Below are 20657 nucleotides of genomic sequence, written 5' to 3' on the forward strand. Positions count from 1 at the left end.
GGAACGATATTCGAGGTCGTTTGGACGGCACGATGTGGTGTGCGTCTCCCGTGGTTCGACGCTCCTCCCCCGAGCGTTCTGCGGGCGTCAGACTCGCTTCCAGCGGACTCCTCCCCCACGGGTGTCCCCTCGTGCCTCGCGCATGCTCAGCGTTCCGATCCCCGAACCACGGCCCCGGCCTGCCGTTCGAGCATCGATTTCAAGGAGCACCACACATGGACTGGCGTGACCAGGCAGCCTGCCTCACCGCGGACCCCGAGCTCTTCTTCCCCGTCGGGAACACCGGACCGGCCGTCGATCAGATCGAGAAGGCCAAGTCGGTCTGCGCTCGCTGCACGGTCACCGAGATGTGCCTGCAGTACGCCCTCGAGAACAACCAGGACTCCGGTGTCTGGGGTGGCCTGAGCGAGGACGAGCGCCGCGCGCTGAAGCGTCGCGCCGCCCGCGCTCGCCGCGCTTCCTGACCCGGCGCCTGCTGCGCGCCTGACGCCCGTCGGCCCCTTCGGGGCCGGCGGGCGTCGTCGTGCGCGGGGCGGCTGCGCCGCGCCGCGCCGCGCCGCGCGCGGGGGCGGCTGCGCCGCGCCGCGCCGCGCGCCTTCAGGCGGTTGCGTATGCCTGCGCACAACGGAAAGCACGCGACGCCGCGCCATCGCGCGGTTCGGACGCACTTCCGTTGTGCGGCCGCCCGACGCGCCGCGCGGCGAAGCACGGAACCGACGTCGAACCAGGGCTGGACGGCGGTTCGACGTCGGGAACGTGGCTCGACGCAGCCCTGGCGGGCGCACGCGGCGCCTCCAGGCCGCTGCACGTGCCTCCGCACCACGGAAAGCACGCGACGCCGCGCCATCGCGCGGTTCGGACGCACTTTCGTTGCGCTGCCGCGCGGCGAACCACGGAACCGACGTCGAACCAGGGCCGGACGGTGGTTCGACGTCGGGAACGTGGTTCGATGCGGCCCTGGCGGGCGCACGCCGCGCCTCCAGGCGGTTGCACGTGCCTGCGCACAACGGAAAGCAGGCGACGCCGCGGCATCGCGCGGTTCGGACGCAATTCCGTTGTGCGGCCGCCCGACGCGCCGCGCGACGAACCACGGAACCGACGTCGAACCAGGGCCGGACGGTGGTTCGACGTCGGGAACGTGGTTCGATACGGCACTGGCGGGCGCACGCCGCGCCTCCAGGCGGCTGCGCGTGCTTCCGCACAACGGAAAGCAGGCGACGCCGCGGCATCGCGCGGTTCGGACGCACTTCCGTTGTGCGGCCGCGCGCCGCGGCGTGCGCGCCTGCGCGCGCCGCGCGGCGAACCACGGAACCGACGTCGAACCAGGGCCGGACGGTGGTTCGACGTCGGGAACGTGGTTCGATACGGCACTGGCGGGCGCACGCCGCGCCTCCAGGCGGCTGCGCGTGCTTCCGCACAATGGAAGGCAGGCGACGCCGCGGCATCGCGCGGTTGGGACGCACTTCCGTTGTGCGGCCGCGCGCCGCGGCGTGAGCGCCTGCGCGCGCCGCGCGACGAACCACGGAACCGACGTCGAACCAGGGTCGGACGGTGGTTCGACGTCGGGAACGTGGTTCGACGCGGCCCTGGCGGGCGTACGCCGCGCCTCCAGGCGACGCGCAGCCCGCGGCGCGGGCGCGGAGCGCGCTACGCGGCGCCCGGCGTCGCCGTCAGCCAGCGGAACGGGATCGTGATGGTCACCTCGGTGCCGCTGCCGGTCAGGGTGTGCCAGTCGATGGTGCCGCCGAGCTCGCCCTGGATCAGCGTCCGGACGATCTGCGTCCCGAGGCCCGACCCGACCTTGCCCTCGGGCAGGCCCCGCCCGTTGTCGCGGACCTGGATGTCGAGGTGGTCGTCGAAGCGCTCCGCCACGATCTCGACCTCGCCGTCGCGGCCGTCCAGCCCGTGCTCGACGGCGTTCGTGACGAGCTCGGTGAGCCCGAGCGCGAGCGGGGTCGCGGCCTCGGAGGGCAACACCCCGAACTCACCGGTCTTCTTCGGGCGGACGGTCGTGTTGTGCGACGCCGCGACCTCGGTCACGAGCTTCAGCACGGAGTCGAAGACCTCGTCGAAGTCGACGTTCTGGCTGAGGCCGGTCGACAGGGTGTCATGCACGACGGCGATCGCGGCCACGCGGCGCATCGCGTTCTGCAGCGACGTCCGGGCCTCGTCCGAGTGGGTGCGGCGCGCCTGGATGCGCAGGAGCGACGCCACGGTCTGCAGGTTGTTCTTCACGCGGTGGTGGATCTCGCGGATCGTCGCGTCCTTGGTGATGAGCTCGCGCTCCTGGTGCCGCAGTTCGGTGACGTCGCGGCAGAGGACGATCGCACCGATCCGCTCGCCGTGGTCGCGGAGCGGGATCGACCGCAGCGAGACCGTGACGCCCTTCGACTCGACGTCGGCGCGCCACGGGGCACGGCCGGTGACGACCAGGGGCAGCGACTCGTCGACGTCGAGCTGCGCACCGATGAGCTCGGTCGTGACCTCGGCGAGGGACTTCCGCTCGAGCTCGCCCTCGAAGCCCATCCGGTTGAAGGCGCTGAGGCCGTTCGGGCTGGCGAACGTGACGATCCCGTTCGTGTCGAGGCGGAGCAGGCCGTCGCTGGCGCGCGGTGCACCGCGTCGGGGTCCGGCCGGCGCACCGATGTCGGGGAAGTCACCCGTGGCGATCATGCCGAACAGGTCGTTCGCGCTCGCGGTGAAGTTGAGCTCCTGGCGGCTCGGGGTGCGCATCTCGTCCTGGTTCGAGTGCCGCGTCACGACCGCGATCGGGCGCTCGGTCGTCTCGGCGCTGTTCGCGCTCAGCCGCCGGAGCACCGGGATCGCCCGGACGCGCGTCGGGGTGTCCTCGTACCAGTCCGGCTCGGCGGAGTCGACGACCTTCGCGCCGACGAAGCTCTCGGTGACCTGTTCGCGCCACTCCTCGCGGATCTCCTGCCCGACGATGTCGCGGTAGAAGAGCGTCGCCGCGGAACTCGGGCGAGCGTGCGCCACCGCCACGAACGAGCCGTCCTCGGCGGTCGGGACCCAGAGGACCATGTCCGCGAAGGACAGGTCGGCGAGCAACTGCCAGTCCCCGACGAGCAGGTGGAGCCACTCCACGTCGGCTTCGGAGGAACGGCCTTGTGCGAGGACGAGGTCACTGAGGGTCGACACCCGCCCAGTCTAGGTGCGCACCACTGTGGACAACTCCGCTCTCTCCACAGGCTCGATGACAGTCATATTTCTCATGTTGTACTCGCTCTACGCTCAGCCCCGACGAAAGGGGCAGGGGTGGCCGAGGAAGCACGCCGGATCGATGACGCAGAGCCGATGGGGGACGTCCCGCGACTCAGCGCGGTACCGCCACCGACCGACGTCGAGGACACCGCTCGCGCGCTCGGCCTCTGCGTCGCCGAGATCCTGACGGGTCACGCGAGGTCGACAGCATCGCCCGGTGGATCACCGACGAGGTGCACCGGCACCTGCAACAGCGGGCGGCGGTGGCGGCGCGGGCCCGGCAGCTCGGCAGCCGGTCGCGCGGACGGGCGCTGCTCCGGGTCGGCAGTGTGATCGTGTGCCGCCCGGCCGACGGGGTCGCCGAGGCGACGGTCGTCGTGCACACGCGCAGTCACGCCCGTGCGGTCGCGATGCGCCTGGAGGAACGGCAGGGACGCTGGCGCGCGACGGCCGTCGGCGTCCTGTGACGCCCGTGACGTGACGGGGAGACGGACAGGAGGCGCGGTGCCAGCCGGCACCGCGCCTCCTGTCCGGACGTGGTCGCGTCAGCCCTTCTTGGCGGCCTGACGACGCTCGGCACGGTTGCCCGCGGCAGCCTGGCCGGACGCGGTCGCGGCGTTGCCGAACGCGGAGCCCTGCTCCGGCCCGGCAGCCGCCTCGGCCTCGGCCTGCGCCTTCTGCGCCCGCGCGGTCGCGGCCTGCTCGAGGCGACCGCGCTCGTCGCGGACCTCGACCTCGCCGTCGATCGACGGAGCGGAGTACTCGAGACCGGAGACCTCGTCCTCGCCGAGGCCCTTGGCCTCGATCACGGCGTTCTCGCCGTCGGACTGGACCTGCACCTCGAGGTTGAAGAGGTAGCCGACCGACTCTTCGCGGATCTGGCCCATCATGCTCTGGAAGAGCGCGTAGCCCTCGCGCTGGTACTCGACCAGCGGGTCGCGCTGTGCCATCGCCCGGAGGCCGATGCCGTCCTTGAGGTAGTCCATCTCGTAGAGGTGGTCGCGCCAGCGGCGGTCGATCACGGAGAGGACGACGCGGCGCTCGAGCTCACGCATGGCCTCGTCGCCGAGGAGTTCCTCGCGCTGCTGGTAGGCGAGCTTGGCGTCGGAGAGGATCTCGCGGCCGAGGAACTCGCGCGAAGCCTTGCCCTTCGAGCCGGCCTCGGTGATGACCTCGTCGATGGAGATCGAGATCGGGTACAGGGTCCCGAGCTCGGTCCACATGGCGTCGAGGTCCCAGTCGTCCGCGTTGCCCTCGGCGGTGTGGGAGTCGATCACGTCGTCGACGACGCTCTTGAGGAACGACTGCGCACGGTCGTGGATGTCGTCGCCCTCGAGGATGTGGCGGCGGTCGCTGTAGATCGCTTCGCGCTGGCGGTTGAGGACGTCGTCGTACTTCAGGACGTTCTTGCGGATCTCGGCGTTGCGGCCCTCGACCTGCGCCTGGGCCGACCGGATCGCACGGCCGACGAGCTTGTTCTCGATCGCGAGGTCGTCCGGGACGTTCGAGCGGCCCATCAGGCTCTCGGCGGCACCGGAGTTGAACAGGCGCATGAGGTCGTCGGTGAGCGACAGGTAGAAGCGGCTCTCGCCGGGGTCGCCCTGGCGGCCGGAACGACCGCGCAGCTGGTTGTCGATGCGACGGGACTCGTGGCGCTCGGTGCCGAGGACGTAGAGGCCGCCGACCTCGCGCACCCTGTCGGCCTCGTCCTTGATCTCGGCCTTGACGCGGTCGAACACGTCGTCCCACGCGGCCTCGTACTCTTCCGGGGTCTCCGTCGGGGACAGACCCTTGGCGTGCATCTCCTGCACGGCGAGGAACTCCGAGTTGCCGCCGAGCATGATGTCGGTACCACGACCGGCCATGTTGGTCGCGACCGTCACGGCGCCGAGTCGACCGGCCTGGGCGACGATCGCGGCCTCACGCGCGTGGTTCTTCGCGTTGAGGACCTCGTGCTTGACGCCCTTCTTCGCGAGGAGCTTCGACAGGTACTCGGACTTCTCGACGCTCGTGGTGCCGACGAGGACCGGCTGGCCCTTCTCGTGGCGCTCGGCGATGTCCTCGGCGACCTGCTCGAACTTCGCCTTCTCGTTCTTGTAGACGAGGTCGGTCTGGTCGATGCGCTGCATCGGCTTGTTCGTCGGGATGGGGACCACGCCGAGCTTGTACGTCGACATGAACTCGGCAGCTTCGGTCTCGGCCGTACCCGTCATGCCGGACAGCTTCTGGTAGAGGCGGAAGTAGTTCTGCAGCGTGACCGTGGCGAGGGTCTGGTTCTCGGCCTTGACCTCGACCTTCTCCTTCGCCTCGATCGCCTGGTGGATGCCCTCGTTGTAGCGGCGGCCCATCAGGATGCGGCCGGTGTGCTCGTCGACGATGAGCACCTCGCCGTTCATCACGACGTAGTCCTTGTCACGCTTGAAGAGGGCGACGGCCTTGATCGAGTTGTTCAGGAACGAGATGAGCGGGGTGTTCGCCGACTCGTACAGGTTGTCGATGCCGAGGTAGTCCTCGACCTTCTCGATGCCGGGCTCGAGCACGCCGACGGTGCGCTTCTTCTCGTCGACCTCGTAGTCCTCGCCCGGGGTGAGGCGGGTCGCGATGGACGCGAACTCGGTGAACCAGCGGTTGGCCTCGCCCGAGGACGGACCGGAGATGATGAGCGGCGTGCGGGCCTCGTCGATGAGGATCGAGTCGACCTCGTCCACGATGGCGAAGAAGTGGCCGCGCTGCACCATGTCGGATGCCTGCCACGCCATGTTGTCGCGGAGGTAGTCGAAGCCGAACTCGTTGTTCGTGCCGTAGGTGATGTCGGCGGCGTACTGCTCGCGACGCTCGGCCGGGGACTGGTTCGCGATGATGCAGCCGGTCGTCATGCCGAGCGCACGGAACACGCGGCCCATGAGCTCGGACTGGTACGACGCGAGGAAGTCGTTGACGGTGATGACGTGCACACCTCGCGAAGGGATGGCGTTGAGGTACGCGGCCGTCGTGGCGACGAGGGTCTTGCCTTCACCGGTCTTCATCTCGGCGATGTTGCCGAGGTGCAGCGCGGCACCGCCCATGAGCTGCACGTCGAAGTGCCGCATGCCGAGGGTGCGCTTCGCGGCTTCTCGCACGGCGGCGAACGCCTCGGGCAGCAGGTCGTCGAGGGTCTCGCCGTTCGCGTAGCGCTCGCGGAGCTCCTTGGTCTCGTCCTGGAGTTCCTCGTCGGTGAGGCTCGCGAAGTCGTCCTCGAGGTCGTTGATGGCCGAGGCGTACGCCTTCAGCCGTCGGAGGGTGCGTCCTTCGCCGATGCGGAGGACCTTCTCCAGCACGTTTGCCACGTGAGCTCCTTACGAGATCGTCACGCGCGACCTGCGCGATGCGAACAGCCAGTCATGCTAGCAACCCGTCGACTCCGGCCGCTGTGAACGGCGCGGGTGTGCGCGGCCCGCGAACGGTCCGCGCACACCCGGGTTCGGTCTGCCGTACTGAGCGATCGTCAGGCGATCGCGACCGCCGGCTCGGACTCCGACGCCGCTGCCGGAGCGTGCTCGGCGGACGGGTCGTCGATGCCGATCACGCCGTAGTCCCAGCCCTTGCGGCGGTAGACCACGCTCGGCCGGTGCGTCTCCGCGTCGACGAACAGGTAGAAGTCGTGCCCGACGAGCTCCATGAAGTACAGGGCGTCGTCGACCGTCATGGGACCGGCTTCGAAGACCTTGTGCCGGATCACGACGGGGCTGTAGACCTCGTTCTCGTCGTCCTCGGCGTTCGCGTCGACCACCGGGACGGCACCCGTCGCGACGTCCTCGATGAGCTTGCCGTCGGCCGGGACGACACCCATGCGCTCGAACGCGGTGCCGGACGCCTCGGACACGGAGGTCGGACGGTGGCGGCCGCGGTGCACCTTGCGGCGGTCGCGCGCTCGGCGGAGTCGTTCCATGATCCGGGCGAAGGCCAGATCGAAGGCGGCGTACTTGTCCGACGCGGCGGACTCCGCCCGCACGAGGGGGCCGGGGCCGATCAATGTCAGCTCGACGCGGTCCTCGCCCTGGGAACCGCCCGATTTCTCGTTGTGGCGGCTGATGCGCACCTCGAAGGCGAGGGCGCGGTCGGCGAGCACGTCGATCTTCTCGGACTTCTGTTCGACGTAGGTGCGGAATCGGTCGGTGACCCCGATGTTCCGGCCCGTGATCGTCACGTCCATGTGGCGGCTCCCATCCAGACTCAGCGCGTCGCCTCCATCCGGCGATCCTGAACGCCTTGCCGCGAGGCTAGACCCGGTGGCGCTCCGGCGTCACGCGATGTCGGTGAGTCGTCAGGACACCCACCGGACACACAGTGGCCACCGAGCGTTCACCGATGCGCCGAGGGCTCCGGATGGGCGCGCGTCAGTCGTCGACGCTCGCGACGGCGACGCACCGCACGACCCGACCACCGGCGGCACGCACGGCGCGGACGGCCTCGGCCATCGTGACGCCGGTGGTGACGACGTCGTCCACCACGACGACGGCTCGACCGGCAACGCCCGTCACCGAGAGGGTGCCGACCGTCGCGGCCACCCGTTCCACCGCGCTGCGTTCCTTCTGCCCGCCGTGCAGCGCGCCGGCACCGAAACCGACGCCTGCACCTGCACCCGCACCGGCACCGGCACCGACGCCGACGCCGTCACCGGCACCGGCACCGGCACCGGCACCGCGGCGACGCTCCCGCGCCCGCGCCAGCCCTCCTGCCCGCACCCGCGACATCGCCCGCGACCGCCGCACTCCCCCGCGCGCCGCCAGCAGCACGACCGGGTCGAACCCCCGCCGCCGAGCACCCTGCCGCGAGGGCGGCACCCGCAGCAGCACGGCCCCGGGACCGGCGTCGGCGAGCGCCGCCCGCACGAGCCCACCGAACCGGGCGCCGAGGGGCCGAGCGAGGTCCACGCGCCCGCGCAGCTTGAGCTCGAGGAGCATCGTCCGCACGAGTCCCGTGTACTCGAACGCCGCGTCCAGCCGGACCCCGGCGACGAGACGCACCCGGCGGGGCATCGCGTCGAGCGCGTGTCGGCACGCGGCGCAGAGTGCCCGGTCGGGCCGGCCGCACCCGACGCAGTCCACCGGCAGGAAGAGCCCGAGCACCGCGACGGCCGCGTCGAGCCACGGCCGCAGCCTGTCCCGTGTCGTCATGCCGACGATCCTGACCGCCACCCACCGCCGGGCGCGCGCCGATCCGTGGGGCTGGGGACGCGCCTCCTGGACCGCCGCCCTGTGGAGGAGCGGCCTCAGCGCTGGACGCCGAGCACGTCCGCGCTGATCCCGGTCGTGACCCAGCCACCGCCGGTCGACTGCAGGACCGACCCGTCGGACATCCGCAGGAGCATCGAACCGCCGCTCCCGCCGACGATCTCGGTCGCCCGCCCGTCGGGCTTCGGCAGGGTGCTCGACTGCCCACCGATCGTGGAGCGGACGACGTCCGGGCCGGAGGACGTCTGCCCGACCGAAGCGACGTCGGAGTCGCTGATCCACGCGGCCCCGACGGCGTTGCCCGTGGCGGCCTGCACGCGCACCGGGGAGCCGAGCGCGGTCGGTGTGCGGTCGGCGCCGCGGACGATGGCCATCACGTACAGGCTCGGTCCGTCGTTCGTCTGGATGAGCGCGAGGGCCCTGGTCGAGTCGCGCGAGACCTGGAACGACACGAGGTCGCCGGCCGGGAGCGTCGTGTTCACCGCGTGCGGATCGCCGCCGAGACCGTAGGCCGTGACCCGGCGGGTGTTCTTCTCGGACGCGACCCAGACGAAGCCGAGGTCGTCGATGGACGGCGGGACCAGGCCGTCGGTCGCGTCGATGCGCAGGTGGGAGCGTCCGCGCACGACCGTCACGCCGTCGCCGTTCCCGACCACCGCAGCGGTACCGGACGCGGACAACGCGAACGAGGACGGCCCGAGGTCGCCGATCTCCGCGCCCATGCCGTTGCCGAGCGGTGCGATCTTCCCGCCGCCGAGGGCCGAGTAGCCCACGGTGCCGTCCTGGTCGACGAGCGGGCGAGCATCGACGTCCGGGTTCTGCTGCGCGTCGGACCCGCTGCCGTCGGGGACGGCGAAGGTCGTGCCCTCGGCCGTGATGTCGACGGAGGACACCGTGGCGACCGAGGCGAGCGACTTGCTCAGCTGCTCGCGCATCCGGATCCGGTCCTGACTGCTGGCGCGCAGGGCGTCGCTCGACAGGTCGACGAGGGCGGTCCCGCTCTGGATCGTGACCGCGTTCAGGGAGAGCTGCGTGCCCTCGGGGAAGGCGGTGACCACGGCCCCCTTGAGCCAGCTCGCGGGTCCGGCGAGCAGCGCGCTCGCGATGCGGGTGCTCGTCGACGACCGGGCGAGGAACCAGCGCTCGTCGGGCACGAGGAACTTGTACGTCGGGTCGTAGAAGTAGAGCGCGTGCTGCTGGAACACCGACTCGAAGTTCACCGGCGACAGGATGATGCCGTCGGGGGCGTAGGCGATGCGCCACTCGCCGTCCTCGCGGGTGAACTGGAACGTCAGCGTGGACGAGGTCGGTCGGACCGCCTGCGTGTACTCGCCGTCGGCGTCCACCGAGGCGCTGGCGGTGAGGGTGTAGGTCAGCTCGCGTTCGCCGACCCGCTCGATCGCCGGGTTGCCGGGCTGGATCGTCACCGAGCGCCGGGGGTTCCACTTCGTCGAGAAGTTCGAGGCGAGGAACTCCCGGGCGACGGCGTAGTCGTCCGCCGCACCGGTGCCGGCCGCGATGAAGCCGCGGAGGATCGTCGTCTGGTCGGCGCCGGGCACGGGCTTGCCGGGCCGGTAGTCGACGCCGGACACCGACTGGTCCTTGATCACGCCGCCGGAGCGCACCGCGCCGTCGGTGGGGATCGCGGCGCAGGCGGACACGGCGACGATCGTCACCGCGGCGAGCGCCGTGGCGACCAGGGTGCGGAAGCGGGTGCGCATCAGTCGTCCTCCCTGACGGCGCGGGGGCCGTCGTACGACTCGTCGAGGTCCGGCAGCGGGATGGCCGAGGTCGTCACGGTGACGCGGTCGTTGCGCGGCAGCGTGAGCACGAAGGTGGAGCCCTCGCCGGGGCGGGACCACACGTCGATGCGGCCGCCGTGCAGGTTCGCGTCGCCGAGCGAGATCGCGAGTCCGAGGCCGGTCCCGCCGATCGTCCGCTTGCGGCTCGGGTCGGCGCGCCAGAACCGGTCGAACACGCGGGCGGCGTCCTCCGGCGGCATGCCGACGCCCTGGTCGCGCACGGCGATCGCGACCGAGCGGGCATCGCTGTCGACGACGACCTGCACGGGCTTCGCGTCGCCGTGCTCGATCGCGTTGCCGACGAGGTTGCGGAGCACGCGGCGGATGCGCTTCGCGTCGAGCTGCATGGTGGTGTGCCCGCCGGGTGTGGCGAGCTGCAGGTCGATGCCGGCGCGTTCGGCGAGCGGCCGGAACTCGTCGACGATGTCGGTCGCCAGGGCCGCGGGGATGACGGGCTCGGGATCGAGGTGCACCGCCTGCGCGTCGAACCGCGAGATCTCGAGGAGGTCGGCGAGCAGGAGCTCGAACCGCTCCACCTGGGCGTGCAGGAGCTCGGCGGACCGACCGACCGACGGCTCGAAGGCGTGACGGGAGTCGAACAGCATGTCTCCGGCGAGCCGGATGGTCGTCAGCGGGGTCCGGAGCTCGTGAGAGACGTCGGAGACGAACCGCTGCTGCACGCGGGAGAGCTCGGCGAGCTGGGTGATCTGCCGGCTCACCGCGTCGGCCATGCCGTTGAAGCTGCGGGCGAGGGTGGCGATGTCGTCGTTGCCCCGTACCGGGATGCGTTCGTCGAGCCGGCCGGCGGCGATCTTCCGGCTCGTCTCGGCCGCGCCCCGGATCGGCACGACCACGAGCCGGACGACGAGCGAGGTCACGAGGGCGATGAGCACCATGAGCGCGACACCGCCGATCGAGAGCGTCTGCGAGACGAAGTCGAGGGTCTGCTGGGCGTCCGACAGGTCGTAGACGAGGTACAGCTCGTACTGACCGGCACTCGGGATCTGCAGCGTCGACCCGACGGCGAGGCCGGGCTGGTGGCGGCCGTCGTCGTCGAGGCGCACGGGCTGCAGGCTGAGCGTGCCGGTGTTCTTGCCGACCTGCTTCCGGAGGGCGTCGGTGATCACGGCGTCCGGGAAGCCCTGACTCGCGACGTTCTGCACCGTCTGCGGCCCGGGCTGGTCGGGACTCCGCTCGATGGCGATGCTCGTGCCGCCGGGGCTCGTGGTGTTCGACAGGATCGCCTGCTGCGCCTCGCTCTGCAGGGTCTCGAGCTCGCTCTGGTTGTTGTCCTCGCCCGCGGTGGCCGCGTCGAAGATGCCCTGCGCGACGATCGTCGCGCGTGCCGACTCGGCCTCGATCTGGTCGCGGCGCTGCGAGTAGACGTTGTTCGAGATGCTGATCATGACGGCCGTGCCGATGATCGCGACCGCGAGGCCGGTGGTCATCACCGTGATCGCCACCGACCGGAACATCAGGGACCGACGCCACAGGTACGCCGCGGCCCGCCAGCCACGCCGGACCCACCGTCGAAGGCGACGGCCGGCACGGGCGAGCCTGCCCTGCACGGCGACGCCGCCGGTCGACGCTGCGGACGGCACGGTGCTCAGGCTCCTCCGGCCCGGTACCCGACGCCGCGCACCGTGGTGACGATCTTCGGGTTGTCGGGGTCGTGCTCGATCTTCGCGCGGAGGCGCTGCACGTGGACGTTCACCAGGCGGGTGTCCGCCTTGTAGTGGTAGCCCCAGACCTGTTCGAGCAGCATCTCGCGGGTGAACACCTGGTTCGGCTTCTCGGACAGCGCCCGCAGCAGGTCGAACTCGAGCGGGGTCAGCGCGATGACGGCGTCGCCCCGACGGACCTCGTGCCCGGCGACGTCGACGGTGAGGTCGCCGACGTGCAGCACCGTCGCGTCGGCGGCCGTCGGACGGAGCCGGGTGCGGATGCGGGCGACGAGCTCCTTCGGGTTGAAGGGCTTCACGACGTAGTCGTCGGCGCCGTTCTCGAGCCCGGCGACGACGTCGGACGTGTCGCCCTTGGCCGTGAGCATGATGATCGGCGTGCCGCTCTCGGCGCGGATGCGCTTGCAGACCTCGATGCCGTCGATGCCCGGGAGCATCACGTCGAGCAGCACCAGGTCGGGCTTCGTCCCGTGGAACGCGTCGATGGCGTCGTTGCCGTCGGCGCTGAACTCGGGTTCGTAGCCCTCGGAGCGGAGGACGATGCCGATCATCTCGGCGAGGGCCTGGTCGTCGTCGACGACGAGGATGCGCGGTGTCATGTGATGGGGACTCCGTGTGACGTGCAGCGGTACCCGGTCGGCACCTGACCACTCACGATAGCCGAGGCCCCGTGCGACGGCGTTTTCCGACAGGATGGGTGTCGACCGCGCCTTCCGCGTGCTCGGTCGGGACCACGAGGGGGCGGCGATGTCCGATTGGCAGGTACCGGGGGCGCCCGGCGGTCCGCAGGACGGTCGGGGGAACGGCCCAGGAGGCGCGGCGCGGCCCCCGGGGCAGCAGCCGTCCGCCCCGTGGCCGGGCCGGTCCGGTGGTCCGTCCGCCGGTGGACCGTACGGCAGCGGGCCTTTGGCCGGTGGGCCGGGTCGGCCGCCGGGGCCGCCGCCGGCCGGGTCGCGGCCGGTCATCCCGCTGCGACCGCTCGGGCTCGGTGACGTCCTGAGCGGGGCCTTCACCGTGTTCCGCCGCAACGCGCGGGTGCTCCTGCTCTGGAGCGTGCTCCTCAGCGGGGTCCTCGGGCTGCTCTCCACCATCGCGAGTGCGTTCGGCCAGCGTGCGATCCAGTCCCGCATGCTCTCGGCGGTCGACGGCGACGTGGACGGCCAGACGTCGATCCTCGCCGGATCGGTGACGCTCTGGCTGGTGCTGTCGATCGGGCTCCCGTTCCTCGCCTACCTCGGGCGCGGCTTCCTCGTCGCCCCGGTCGCCGCGGACACCGGACAACGCATCCTCGGACGGCGCGCCACCTTCCGCGGGCTCTGGGCGCTCCTCGCCGGACGACGCTGGTCGGTGGTCGCCTGGATCCTCCTGCAGCTCGCAGCCGGTGCCGTCATCGGGATCGTCTTCGTGCTCGTGCTGGTCGGCGCCGCCGCCGGGCTCTCCGGCAACGGGTCGGGCATCGGCGGCTTCCTGCTCACCTTCTTCGTGCTCGGCCTCGGTTTCACGGTCGTGCTCGTCTGGCTCGGGACGAAGTTCGCGTTCACCGTCCCGACCATCGCGCTCGAGGGACGCCCCGTCTTCCAGGCCGCGGCGCAGTCGTGGCGGCTCACCCGCGGAGCCTTCTGGCGCACCTTCGGCATCATCCTGCTCGTGCAGGTCATGTTCGCCTTCGCGGTGTCGATCGCCTCGGTCCCGCTCACGATCGGTGCGACGCTCGTCGGCGGCACGTTCGACCCGCTCGGGCAGACCGATGCGGGGTCGGGAGCCGGGGTCGGCGGGCTCGTGGCGATCGTCGTGGGGAGCCTGCTCGGGATCGCGGTGCAGTGCATCACCGACGTGCTGTCCGCGTCCGTCGTGACCTTCCTGGCGATCGACCGCCGCATCCGGACCGAGGCGCTCGACCAGCGGATCGCGTCGCACCTCGAGACAGGGCAGCCGGGTGACCCGTTCGCGCCGTCGCCGCGGGTGGACCGGCCAGCGTGGCCGGGGCAGGGGTGGCCGGGGGCCGGTCCGGGACCGCAGCAGCCGTGGCCGGGGCAGCCCTGGCCCGGGGCCGGTCCGGGTCCGCAGCAGCCGTGGCCTGGCCAGCAGTGGCCGGGGCAGCCGGGCGCGGGCGGCCAGCAGCCGGGCGGCCCGACGCCGCCGCAGTGGGGCGGCGAACCCGGACGGTACCCGCCGGACGGCCGCGCATGACGATCGACCCCGACGACGCACGACGGCTCCTCGAACGCGAGCTCGAGCGGTCGGAGTACGACGGTGCCCACGTGACGTGGTGGGACCGTGCCTCGCGCGCGGTCCTCGACTGGCTCGGCTCGCTCCGCGCGGACGGCCTCGGCTCCCCCGCGGTCGCGCACACCCTGCTCTGGACGGCCGTCGTCGTGCTCGTCGCGGTGGTCGTCCTCGTGGTCGTCGCCCGCGGACTCCCCCGGCGTCGCGCTCGGCTCGCGGACGGGCAGGTCGGCGGGGTGTTCGACGACGACGACCTGCGTCCCGCCGGTGCCATCGCCGAGGACGCCCGGGCGGCCCTGCGCGCGGGTGACTGGTCCCGCGCCGTGCTCGACGGGTACCGTGCCCTCGCCCGTGGGCTCGGGGAGCGCGACCTCGTCCCCGACGTCCCCGGTGCCACCGCGCGTGCCATCGCCGGCCGGGCGGCCGTGGTCTTCCCGGCCGAGGCCGCGCGGCTCGAGCGCGCCGCGGCCACCTTCGACGAGGTGCGGTACCTCGGCGCCGACGCGACCGAGCGGACCGCCCGCGACGTCCTGGACACCGAGCACGCCGTCCGAATGGCGCGCCCCGCACGGACGACGACCCCGGCGGTCCCCGCGTGACCGCGACCGCCACCCCGTCCGCACCGTCGGGAGCAGCCCCGACCTCGACGTCGCCGCGCCGTGCGGGCCGTGGGCTCCGCGTCGGCTTCTGGGTCGCCATCGTCCTGGTCGGCACCGTGCTCGCCGTGCTCACGGCCGTCGTCGGGCGGACCGGTCCCGGGCAGGCGCCGCTCGACCCGACCTCCGCGACGGCGAGCGGCGCGAAGGCACTCGTGCGTGTCCTCGAGCAGCAGGGCACCGACGTCCGGATCGTCGACCGCGCCGACCGGATCGGGGACGGCACCGTGTTCGTCGACGACGAGCAGGGCGTCCTCGACCGAGGCGTCGCGCGGCGGATCGCTCGGCAGGCGGACCACGTCGTCCTCGTGTCGACGACCCCCGCGACGCTCGAGGCGTTCGGGCTCGACGTCGAGCCGGTCACGCAGGTCGGCGGGGACGACACCGTGTCCACCGCCTCGTGCGCGATCCCGGCCGCTGCCGGTGCCGAGCGGGTCACCCTCGGCGGCACCGGGTACGCCGTGCCGGACGGCGGCCGGGCCCCCACCGGCACCGACCTCTGCGCACCGTCCGGCTCGGGCCGCGACCGGGCCTACGGCCTCGTCCGGACGGCGACCCCGGCCGGTGACGTCACGCTCGTCGGGACCACGGCGGCGTTCCGGAACGACACGATCACCACCGCCGGCAACGCCGCCCTCGCCCTCGGCCTGCTCGGCGACGACGCGACGCTCACCTGGTACACGCCGACCCCCGGCACGTCGGACGCGGCACCGACCCTCGGGTCGCTCGCACCGCCGTGGGTGCCGAGCGCACTCGTGCTGCTCGGACTCGTCGCCGTCGCCGCCGCGGTCTGGCGCGGCCGCCGGCTGGGCCCGCTCGTGGTCGAGCGGATGCCCGTCGTCGTCCGTGCCGCCGAGACCACCGAGGGCCGTGCCCGGCTCGCCGCACGCACCGGCGACCGGACCCACGCGCTCGACACGCTCCGGATCGCGGCCCTCCGCCGCACGGCACGCCGGCTCGGGCTCCCCCGGTCGGCCCACGTCGACGAGGTCGTCCGGGCCGCGGCACGCGCCACCGGGATCCCCGACCGGCGCGTCGGGGCGGTCCTCGTGGGCGGCCCGGCCACCGACGACCGGGCCCTCACCGCCGGGGCAGCGGCGCTCGACGACCTCGAGCGTGCCGTCCTCGCCGCGACCACCGGCGCCCAGCAGACCGACCGAGACCACCGAGGAGCACGACCGTGACCGATCCGTCCACCACCCAGACCCCGCAGGCGACCCCCGCTGGTGATCCGTTGCGCGACGTGTTCGGACGGCTGCGCGCCGAGGTCGGCAAGGCCGTCGTCGGGCAGGAGGGCGCCGTCTCCGGGATGATCGTCGGCATCCTCGCGCAGGGGCACGTCCTGCTCGAGGGCGTCCCCGGCGTGGCGAAGACCCTGCTGGTCCGGAGCCTCGCCGCCGCGATGTCGCTCGACACGAAGCGGATCCAGTTCACGCCGGACCTGATGCCGGGCGACGTCACCGGCTCGCTCGTGTACGACGCCTCGACGGGCACCTTCCCGTTCCGCGAGGGACCGGTGTTCACGAACGTGCTCCTCGCCGACGAGGTGAACCGGACGCCGCCGAAGACCCAGTCCGCACTCCTCGAGGCCATGGAGGAACGCCAGGTCAGCGTCGACGGCGACGCCCGGGTGCTGCCCGATCCCTTCTTCGTCGCGGCGACGATGAACCCGATCGAGTTCGAGGGCACGTACACGCTCCCGGAGGCCCAGCTCGACCGCTTCCTCATGAAGCTCACGCTCGACGTCCCGCCGCGGGACGTCGAGTGGCAGGTGCTCCGTCGGCACGCGGACGGCTTCGTGCCGCGGGACGTCCGGTCGGCCGGGATCGCGCCGGTCCTCGGCGTCGACGAGGTCCTCGCCGCACAGCGCGTGGTCCGCGGGGTCGGGGCGCGGGACGACGTCCTCGCGTACATCGTCGACCTCGCCCGCGCGACCCGGCAGGCGCCGTCCGTCCGGGTCGGGGTCAGTCCCCGCGGTGCGACCGCCCTGCTCGCCGCCGCGAAGGCCTGGGCCTGGCTCACCGGGTACGACGCGATCACGCCGGACCACGTCCAGGCCATGCTCCTGCCGGTGTGGCGGCACCGGCTGCGGGTCGCCGCCGACGCCGAGCTCGAGGGCGTCGGTGCCGACGGGGTGCTGCAGCAGGTGCTCGAGCAGGTCCGGGTGCCGATCTAGTGGCGATCTCCGGCCGGTTCGTCGCGCTCCTCGCCGTCGCGATCGTGCCCACCGTGTTGCTCGGCACGGGATGGGCTGGTGCGGCCTGGGCGGGCGTGGTCGTGCTGGCCGCCCTGCTCGACGTGCTGCTCGCCGCCGACCTCACCGCCGTGCGCGTCGAGCGGCGGATGCCCCGGCTCGCCCGCAGGGACACCACGGCCGACGGCACCCTCGTGCTCGCCAACGACGGCCGCCGGACGCTCCGCGGTGTGGTGCGCGACATGTGGGAGCCGTCCGCCGGGCAAGCTCCGCGCCGCATCGACCTGCAGGTGCCCGCCGGGGAGCGACGGACCGCGCGCATGCGGTTCGCCCCGTTCCGTCGCGGCCGCCGGGCCTCCGCGGGCGTCGCCGTGCGTGCGTTCGGGCCGCTCGGGCTCGCCGCACGCCAACGCGTCCTCGTGGCGCCCGCCGAGCTGGTCGTCACGCCACCGTTCCGGTCGCGTCGGCACCTGCCCTCGCGGCTCGCGCGGTTGCGGGAACTCGACGGCGAGACCACCCTCCAACTGCGGGGCCACGGCACCGAGTTCGACTCGCTGCGGGACTACGTGCGCGGCGACGACGTCCGGTCGATCGACTGGCGTGCGACCGCCCGCCGCCAGGACCTCGTGGTGCGCACCTGGCGTCCGGAGCGGGACCGTCGGGTGATCGTGGTCGTCGACGCCGGGCGTGCCGGTGCCGGACGGGTCGACGACGAACCGCGGCTCGACACGTTCATCGAGTCCGCGCTGCTCCTCGGCGCCCTCGCGGCGGCCGCGGGCGACCGGGTGGACCTCGCCGTGCTGGACGACGCCGTCCGGGGTCGCGTGCACGGTGCCACGCGCACCGACGTCGTGCAGCGGTTCGGGGAGACGCTCGCGCTCGCGGAACCCGGGATCGCGGCCACCGACTGGTCGGCGGTGCCCGGGCTCGTCGACTCGATCACCACCTCCAGGGCCCTCGTGGTGCTCGTGTCGAGCCTCGACTCGGTCGGCGCGTCGGGTGACCTGCTCGCCGTGCTCCCCCGCCTGACGCGGCGGCACGCGGTCGTCGTCACCAGCGTGACGGACCCGGCCGTCGAGCGGATGGCGAGCGGGGCGGTGGACCCGGCGGTCTCGGGACCGGGGCGGCGGGGCGGACGTGCGCCGTCCCTCCAGGACCGTGCCGAGCGCGACGTGTACCGACGCGCTGCCGCCGAACGCACGCTCCTCGATGCCGACGGCGTGGCGGACGTGGCGCGCCGCGCCGGGGCCGAGGTGGTCGGGGCCGCACCCGAGCAGGTGCCGCCCCTCGTCGCAGATGCGTACATCCGCGCGAAGGCGACCGGACGGCTCTAGGCGTCCGTCAGTCGGCGACGAGCGCGGACGTTCCGCGCTCGAACTCCTCGAGGTCGCCGCGCTGCCCCGCGCGGTACGCGCGACCGCCGAGGACCCACTGGTACCAGAGCACGGCCGCGAGGGCGACGGTGCCGATCCCGATCTTGACGGGCCACGGCCAGTCCTGCCGGGTCACCGTGCCCTCGACGAGGCCGGACAGCAGGAGCGTCAGGGCGAGGCCGACGGCGATCGTGATGAGGGCTCGGCCGTCCTCGGCGAGGGCCTGTCCGCGGGTGCGTGCCCCGGGGGCGACCCACGACCAGAAGATCATCAGGCCGGCGGCCGCCGCGAGGAAGATCGAGTACAGCTCGAGCTGCCCGTGCGGGGCGATGTAGAGGAAGAAGTCACCGAGGCGGCCCTGGTCGTGCAGGATGGCCGCCGAGACACCGAGGCTGATCGCGTTCTGGCCGATCGAGAACGGCACGAAGAGTCCGGTGATCCCGAAGGCGACCATGGTGGCGGCGATGTACGCGTTGTTCGTCCACACCTGTGCCGTGAAGGCACCGAGGCCGTGGTCGGAGTAGTACGCCTGGAAGTCCCGGGTCGCGTACTGCCGGAGTGCTTCGGGGGTGCCGAACGTGTCGACGGCGCCCGGGGTGGTCGTGATCCAGACCGCCGTGATCGCGGCGATCGCCGCCGTGGCGGCCGCCACCCAGATCGTGACCCAGCGGATCCGGTACAGGGCGGCGGGGAGCTGCAGGACGAAGAAGGACGTCAGCGCCGCGAGCGGGTCGACGGGCGTGCCGGTGAACCGGAGTCGGGCGCGGAACAGTGTCAGCGAGAGCCGGTCGCCGACCGCGGTGCGCGGGGCGGCGCCGCGGATGCGCGAGAGGTCGGTCGCTGCCGCCTGGTAGCCGGAGACGAGGCGGTCGACGTCGGCACCGGAGGCGTGGCGGGTGCGGGCGAGCCGGTCGAGTTCCTGCCACCGGTCGCGGTGCACCTCGGTGTAGGCGTCCAGGTCCACAGCGTCTCCCCCGCTCGTTCCGGTGTTCGCGCGTCCGGGCGGTGGGCGTGCGTCTCCGACAGAATGATCCCATGCCGAAGACCCGCGTGCCGCGTGACCTCGCCGACGGTCGGTTCGTCGTCGCGCTCGACGACACCCACGACGAGCTCGTCGTCGGCGAGGCCGTCGCACTCGACGTGCAGCCCGCCGGCATCGCGTTGCGGCTCGCGGCGGCGCTCCTCGACGGGGTCTGCCTGCTCGCGCTGTACGTGATGCTCATGATCGGCCTGTCGCGGGTCTGGCCGAGCGACCTCGACGAGGCCTGGGCAGCGGCGCTCAGCATCGGCGTGCTCGTCGTCGTGCTCGTGCTCGTCCCGGCCGCGCTCGAGACCGTCACCCGGGGCAAGAGCGTCGGCCGGTACGCGACCGGCACCCGGGTCGTCCGGCTCGACGGCGGGGCGATCGGGTTCCGGCACGCGTTCACCCGTGCGCTCGTCGGGCTGTTCGAGCTGTGGATGACGTTCGGTTCCGTGGCGCTGCTCGTGGCGTTGTTCGGGTCGCGTCCGCGGCGGCTCGGGGACCTGCTCGCCGGGACGTTCGTGCAGCACGAGCGGGCGGCGAAGCAGCGGTCCCCCGAGGTCCTCATGCCCGCGGAGCTCGTCGCCTGGGCCGGGGTCGCGGACGTGTCGGCGCTGCCGCAGCGGCTCGAGAACCGACTCGGGGCGTTCTTCCGCGGTGCTGCCGACCTCCGCCCCGAGCTCCGGGAGGCGGCGGCACGGTCCCTCGCGGCAGCGGTCGCCGAGTACGCGCACCCGGTGCCGGCGGTCCACCCCGAGGTGTTCCTCGCCGGGGTGGTCGTGCTGCGGCGGGAGCGGGACCTGCGCGCGTTGCGGGGTCGGGCGGCGGTGCTCGACCGGGCGTCGGCGGTGGCGACGGCGCGGCCGCCGGGGTTCCCGCGCTGACGGGCGGCGCGGCGCGGCGCTGACGCGCTGACGCGCTGACGCGCTGACGCGCGGCGCCGCGGGCGCGCGGCGGGCGTCGCGGCGGCGCTCGCGTTCGCCTTTCGAACCACGTTTCCGACGTCGAACCAGCGCGGGAGGCTGGTTCGACGTCGGAAACGTGGTTCGTCGCCGCCGGGCCCGCGCCGCGGGCGCCGGCCGGCGGTTGCGGCGCTGACGCGACGAAAGCGCGGCGGCGCTGGCGTCCGGCTTTCGAACCACGTTTCCGACGTGGAACCGGTGCGAGTGCCTGGTTCGACGTCGGAAACGTGGTTCGTCGCCGCCGGGCGCACAACCAAAAGCACGCGGAGCCGCGCGGATGCGTGGTTCCGGGCGACTTTGGTTGTGCGG

Annotated in this window: 16 protein-coding genes; 8 read left to right on the top strand and 8 right to left on the bottom strand. The window is 72.7% G+C overall.

Annotated features, from left to right (window positions below; translation table 11 throughout):
* Nucleotides 1-215 precede the first annotated feature (215 nt).
* Nucleotides 216-464: a WhiB family transcriptional regulator gene (locus JSX79_RS11050; protein ID WP_022904217.1), complete on the top strand. Its 249-nt coding sequence runs from the start codon at nt 216-218 to the stop codon at nt 462-464.
* A 1183-nt stretch (nt 465-1647) separates the two neighbouring features.
* Here the strand turns inward: JSX79_RS11050 and JSX79_RS11055 are convergent.
* Nucleotides 1648-3156, bottom strand: a complete 1509-nt coding sequence (locus JSX79_RS11055) for a sensor histidine kinase (protein ID WP_070418508.1) — start codon at nt 3154-3156, stop codon at nt 1648-1650.
* 230 nt (nt 3157-3386) lie between these two features.
* Between JSX79_RS11055 and JSX79_RS11060 the strand changes: the two genes are divergently transcribed.
* Nucleotides 3387-3686, top strand: a complete 300-nt coding sequence (locus tag JSX79_RS11060) for an Rv3235 family protein (RefSeq protein WP_267484339.1) — start codon at nt 3387-3389, stop codon at nt 3684-3686.
* A gap of 78 nt (nt 3687-3764) precedes the next feature.
* On the opposite strand, the gene secA is transcribed toward JSX79_RS11060, so the two are convergent.
* The 6 genes from secA to mtrA all read right to left on the bottom strand — a co-directional run bounded on the left by secA (nt 3765) and on the right by mtrA (nt 12515).
* A complete protein-coding gene (secA, locus tag JSX79_RS11065; protein ID WP_229086243.1) occupies nt 3765-6545 on the bottom strand; it encodes a preprotein translocase subunit SecA in 2781 nt (926 codons plus the stop codon).
* Nucleotides 6546-6703: 158 nt separating this feature from the next.
* The gene (gene hpf, locus JSX79_RS11070) at nt 6704-7411 is read right to left on the bottom strand and encodes a ribosome hibernation-promoting factor, HPF/YfiA family (protein ID WP_092386538.1); all 708 of its coding nucleotides are present in this window, start codon (nt 7409-7411) and stop codon (nt 6704-6706) included.
* Between the two features lie 184 nt (nt 7412-7595).
* A complete protein-coding gene (locus tag JSX79_RS11075; RefSeq protein WP_229086245.1) occupies nt 7596-8375 on the bottom strand; it encodes a ComF family protein in 780 nt (259 codons plus the stop codon).
* Nucleotides 8376-8470: 95 nt separating this feature from the next.
* Entirely contained in the window at nt 8471-10153 is a 1683-nt protein-coding gene (locus tag JSX79_RS11080) for an LpqB family beta-propeller domain-containing protein (protein WP_071294916.1), read from the bottom strand.
* The gene (gene mtrB / locus JSX79_RS11085) at nt 10153-11835 is read right to left on the bottom strand and encodes an MtrAB system histidine kinase MtrB (RefSeq protein ID WP_229086247.1); all 1683 of its coding nucleotides are present in this window, start codon (nt 11833-11835) and stop codon (nt 10153-10155) included. The genes JSX79_RS11080 and mtrB overlap by 1 nt, the downstream gene beginning before the upstream one ends.
* A gap of 5 nt (nt 11836-11840) precedes the next feature.
* Nucleotides 11841-12515 (bottom strand): MtrAB system response regulator MtrA, encoded by a 675-nt coding sequence (gene mtrA, locus JSX79_RS11090; RefSeq protein WP_070418502.1) that lies wholly within the window; start codon nt 12513-12515, stop codon nt 11841-11843.
* A gap of 148 nt (nt 12516-12663) precedes the next feature.
* Between mtrA and JSX79_RS11095 the strand changes: the two genes are divergently transcribed.
* From JSX79_RS11095 to JSX79_RS11115, 5 genes are read left to right on the top strand one after another with little or no spacing between them, the layout of a single operon-like run.
* Nucleotides 12664-14106: a glycerophosphoryl diester phosphodiesterase membrane domain-containing protein gene (locus tag JSX79_RS11095; RefSeq protein WP_229086249.1), complete on the top strand. Its 1443-nt coding sequence runs from the start codon at nt 12664-12666 to the stop codon at nt 14104-14106.
* Nucleotides 14103-14741 (top strand): DUF4129 domain-containing protein, encoded by a 639-nt coding sequence (locus JSX79_RS11100; RefSeq protein ID WP_229086250.1) that lies wholly within the window; start codon nt 14103-14105, stop codon nt 14739-14741. The genes JSX79_RS11095 and JSX79_RS11100 overlap by 4 nt, the downstream gene beginning before the upstream one ends.
* Nucleotides 14738-15982, top strand: coding sequence for a DUF4350 domain-containing protein (locus tag JSX79_RS11105; RefSeq protein WP_229086252.1), 1245 nt, complete (start codon nt 14738-14740; stop codon nt 15980-15982). The genes JSX79_RS11100 and JSX79_RS11105 overlap by 4 nt, the downstream gene beginning before the upstream one ends.
* Nucleotides 15979-16974: an AAA family ATPase gene (locus JSX79_RS11110; protein ID WP_374475302.1), complete on the top strand. Its 996-nt coding sequence runs from the start codon at nt 15979-15981 to the stop codon at nt 16972-16974. The genes JSX79_RS11105 and JSX79_RS11110 overlap by 4 nt, the downstream gene beginning before the upstream one ends.
* On the top strand, nt 16974-18326 hold the full coding sequence (locus JSX79_RS11115; protein WP_229086254.1) for a DUF58 domain-containing protein: 1353 nt from the start codon (nt 16974-16976) through the stop codon (nt 18324-18326). The genes JSX79_RS11110 and JSX79_RS11115 overlap by 1 nt, the downstream gene beginning before the upstream one ends.
* Nucleotides 18327-18333: 7 nt before the next feature.
* On the opposite strand, the gene JSX79_RS11120 is transcribed toward JSX79_RS11115, so the two are convergent.
* On the bottom strand, nt 18334-19329 hold the full coding sequence (locus JSX79_RS11120) for a stage II sporulation protein M (protein WP_229086255.1): 996 nt from the start codon (nt 19327-19329) through the stop codon (nt 18334-18336).
* A gap of 71 nt (nt 19330-19400) precedes the next feature.
* Between JSX79_RS11120 and JSX79_RS11125 the strand changes: the two genes are divergently transcribed.
* Nucleotides 19401-20270, top strand: a complete 870-nt coding sequence (locus JSX79_RS11125; protein ID WP_071294910.1) for an RDD family protein — start codon at nt 19401-19403, stop codon at nt 20268-20270.
* The last annotated feature ends 387 nt before the right edge of the window (nt 20271-20657 follow it).

Source organism: Curtobacterium sp. GD1, assembly GCF_020882855.1.
In the GTDB taxonomy this organism is placed as follows: domain Bacteria; phylum Actinomycetota; class Actinomycetes; order Actinomycetales; family Microbacteriaceae; genus Curtobacterium.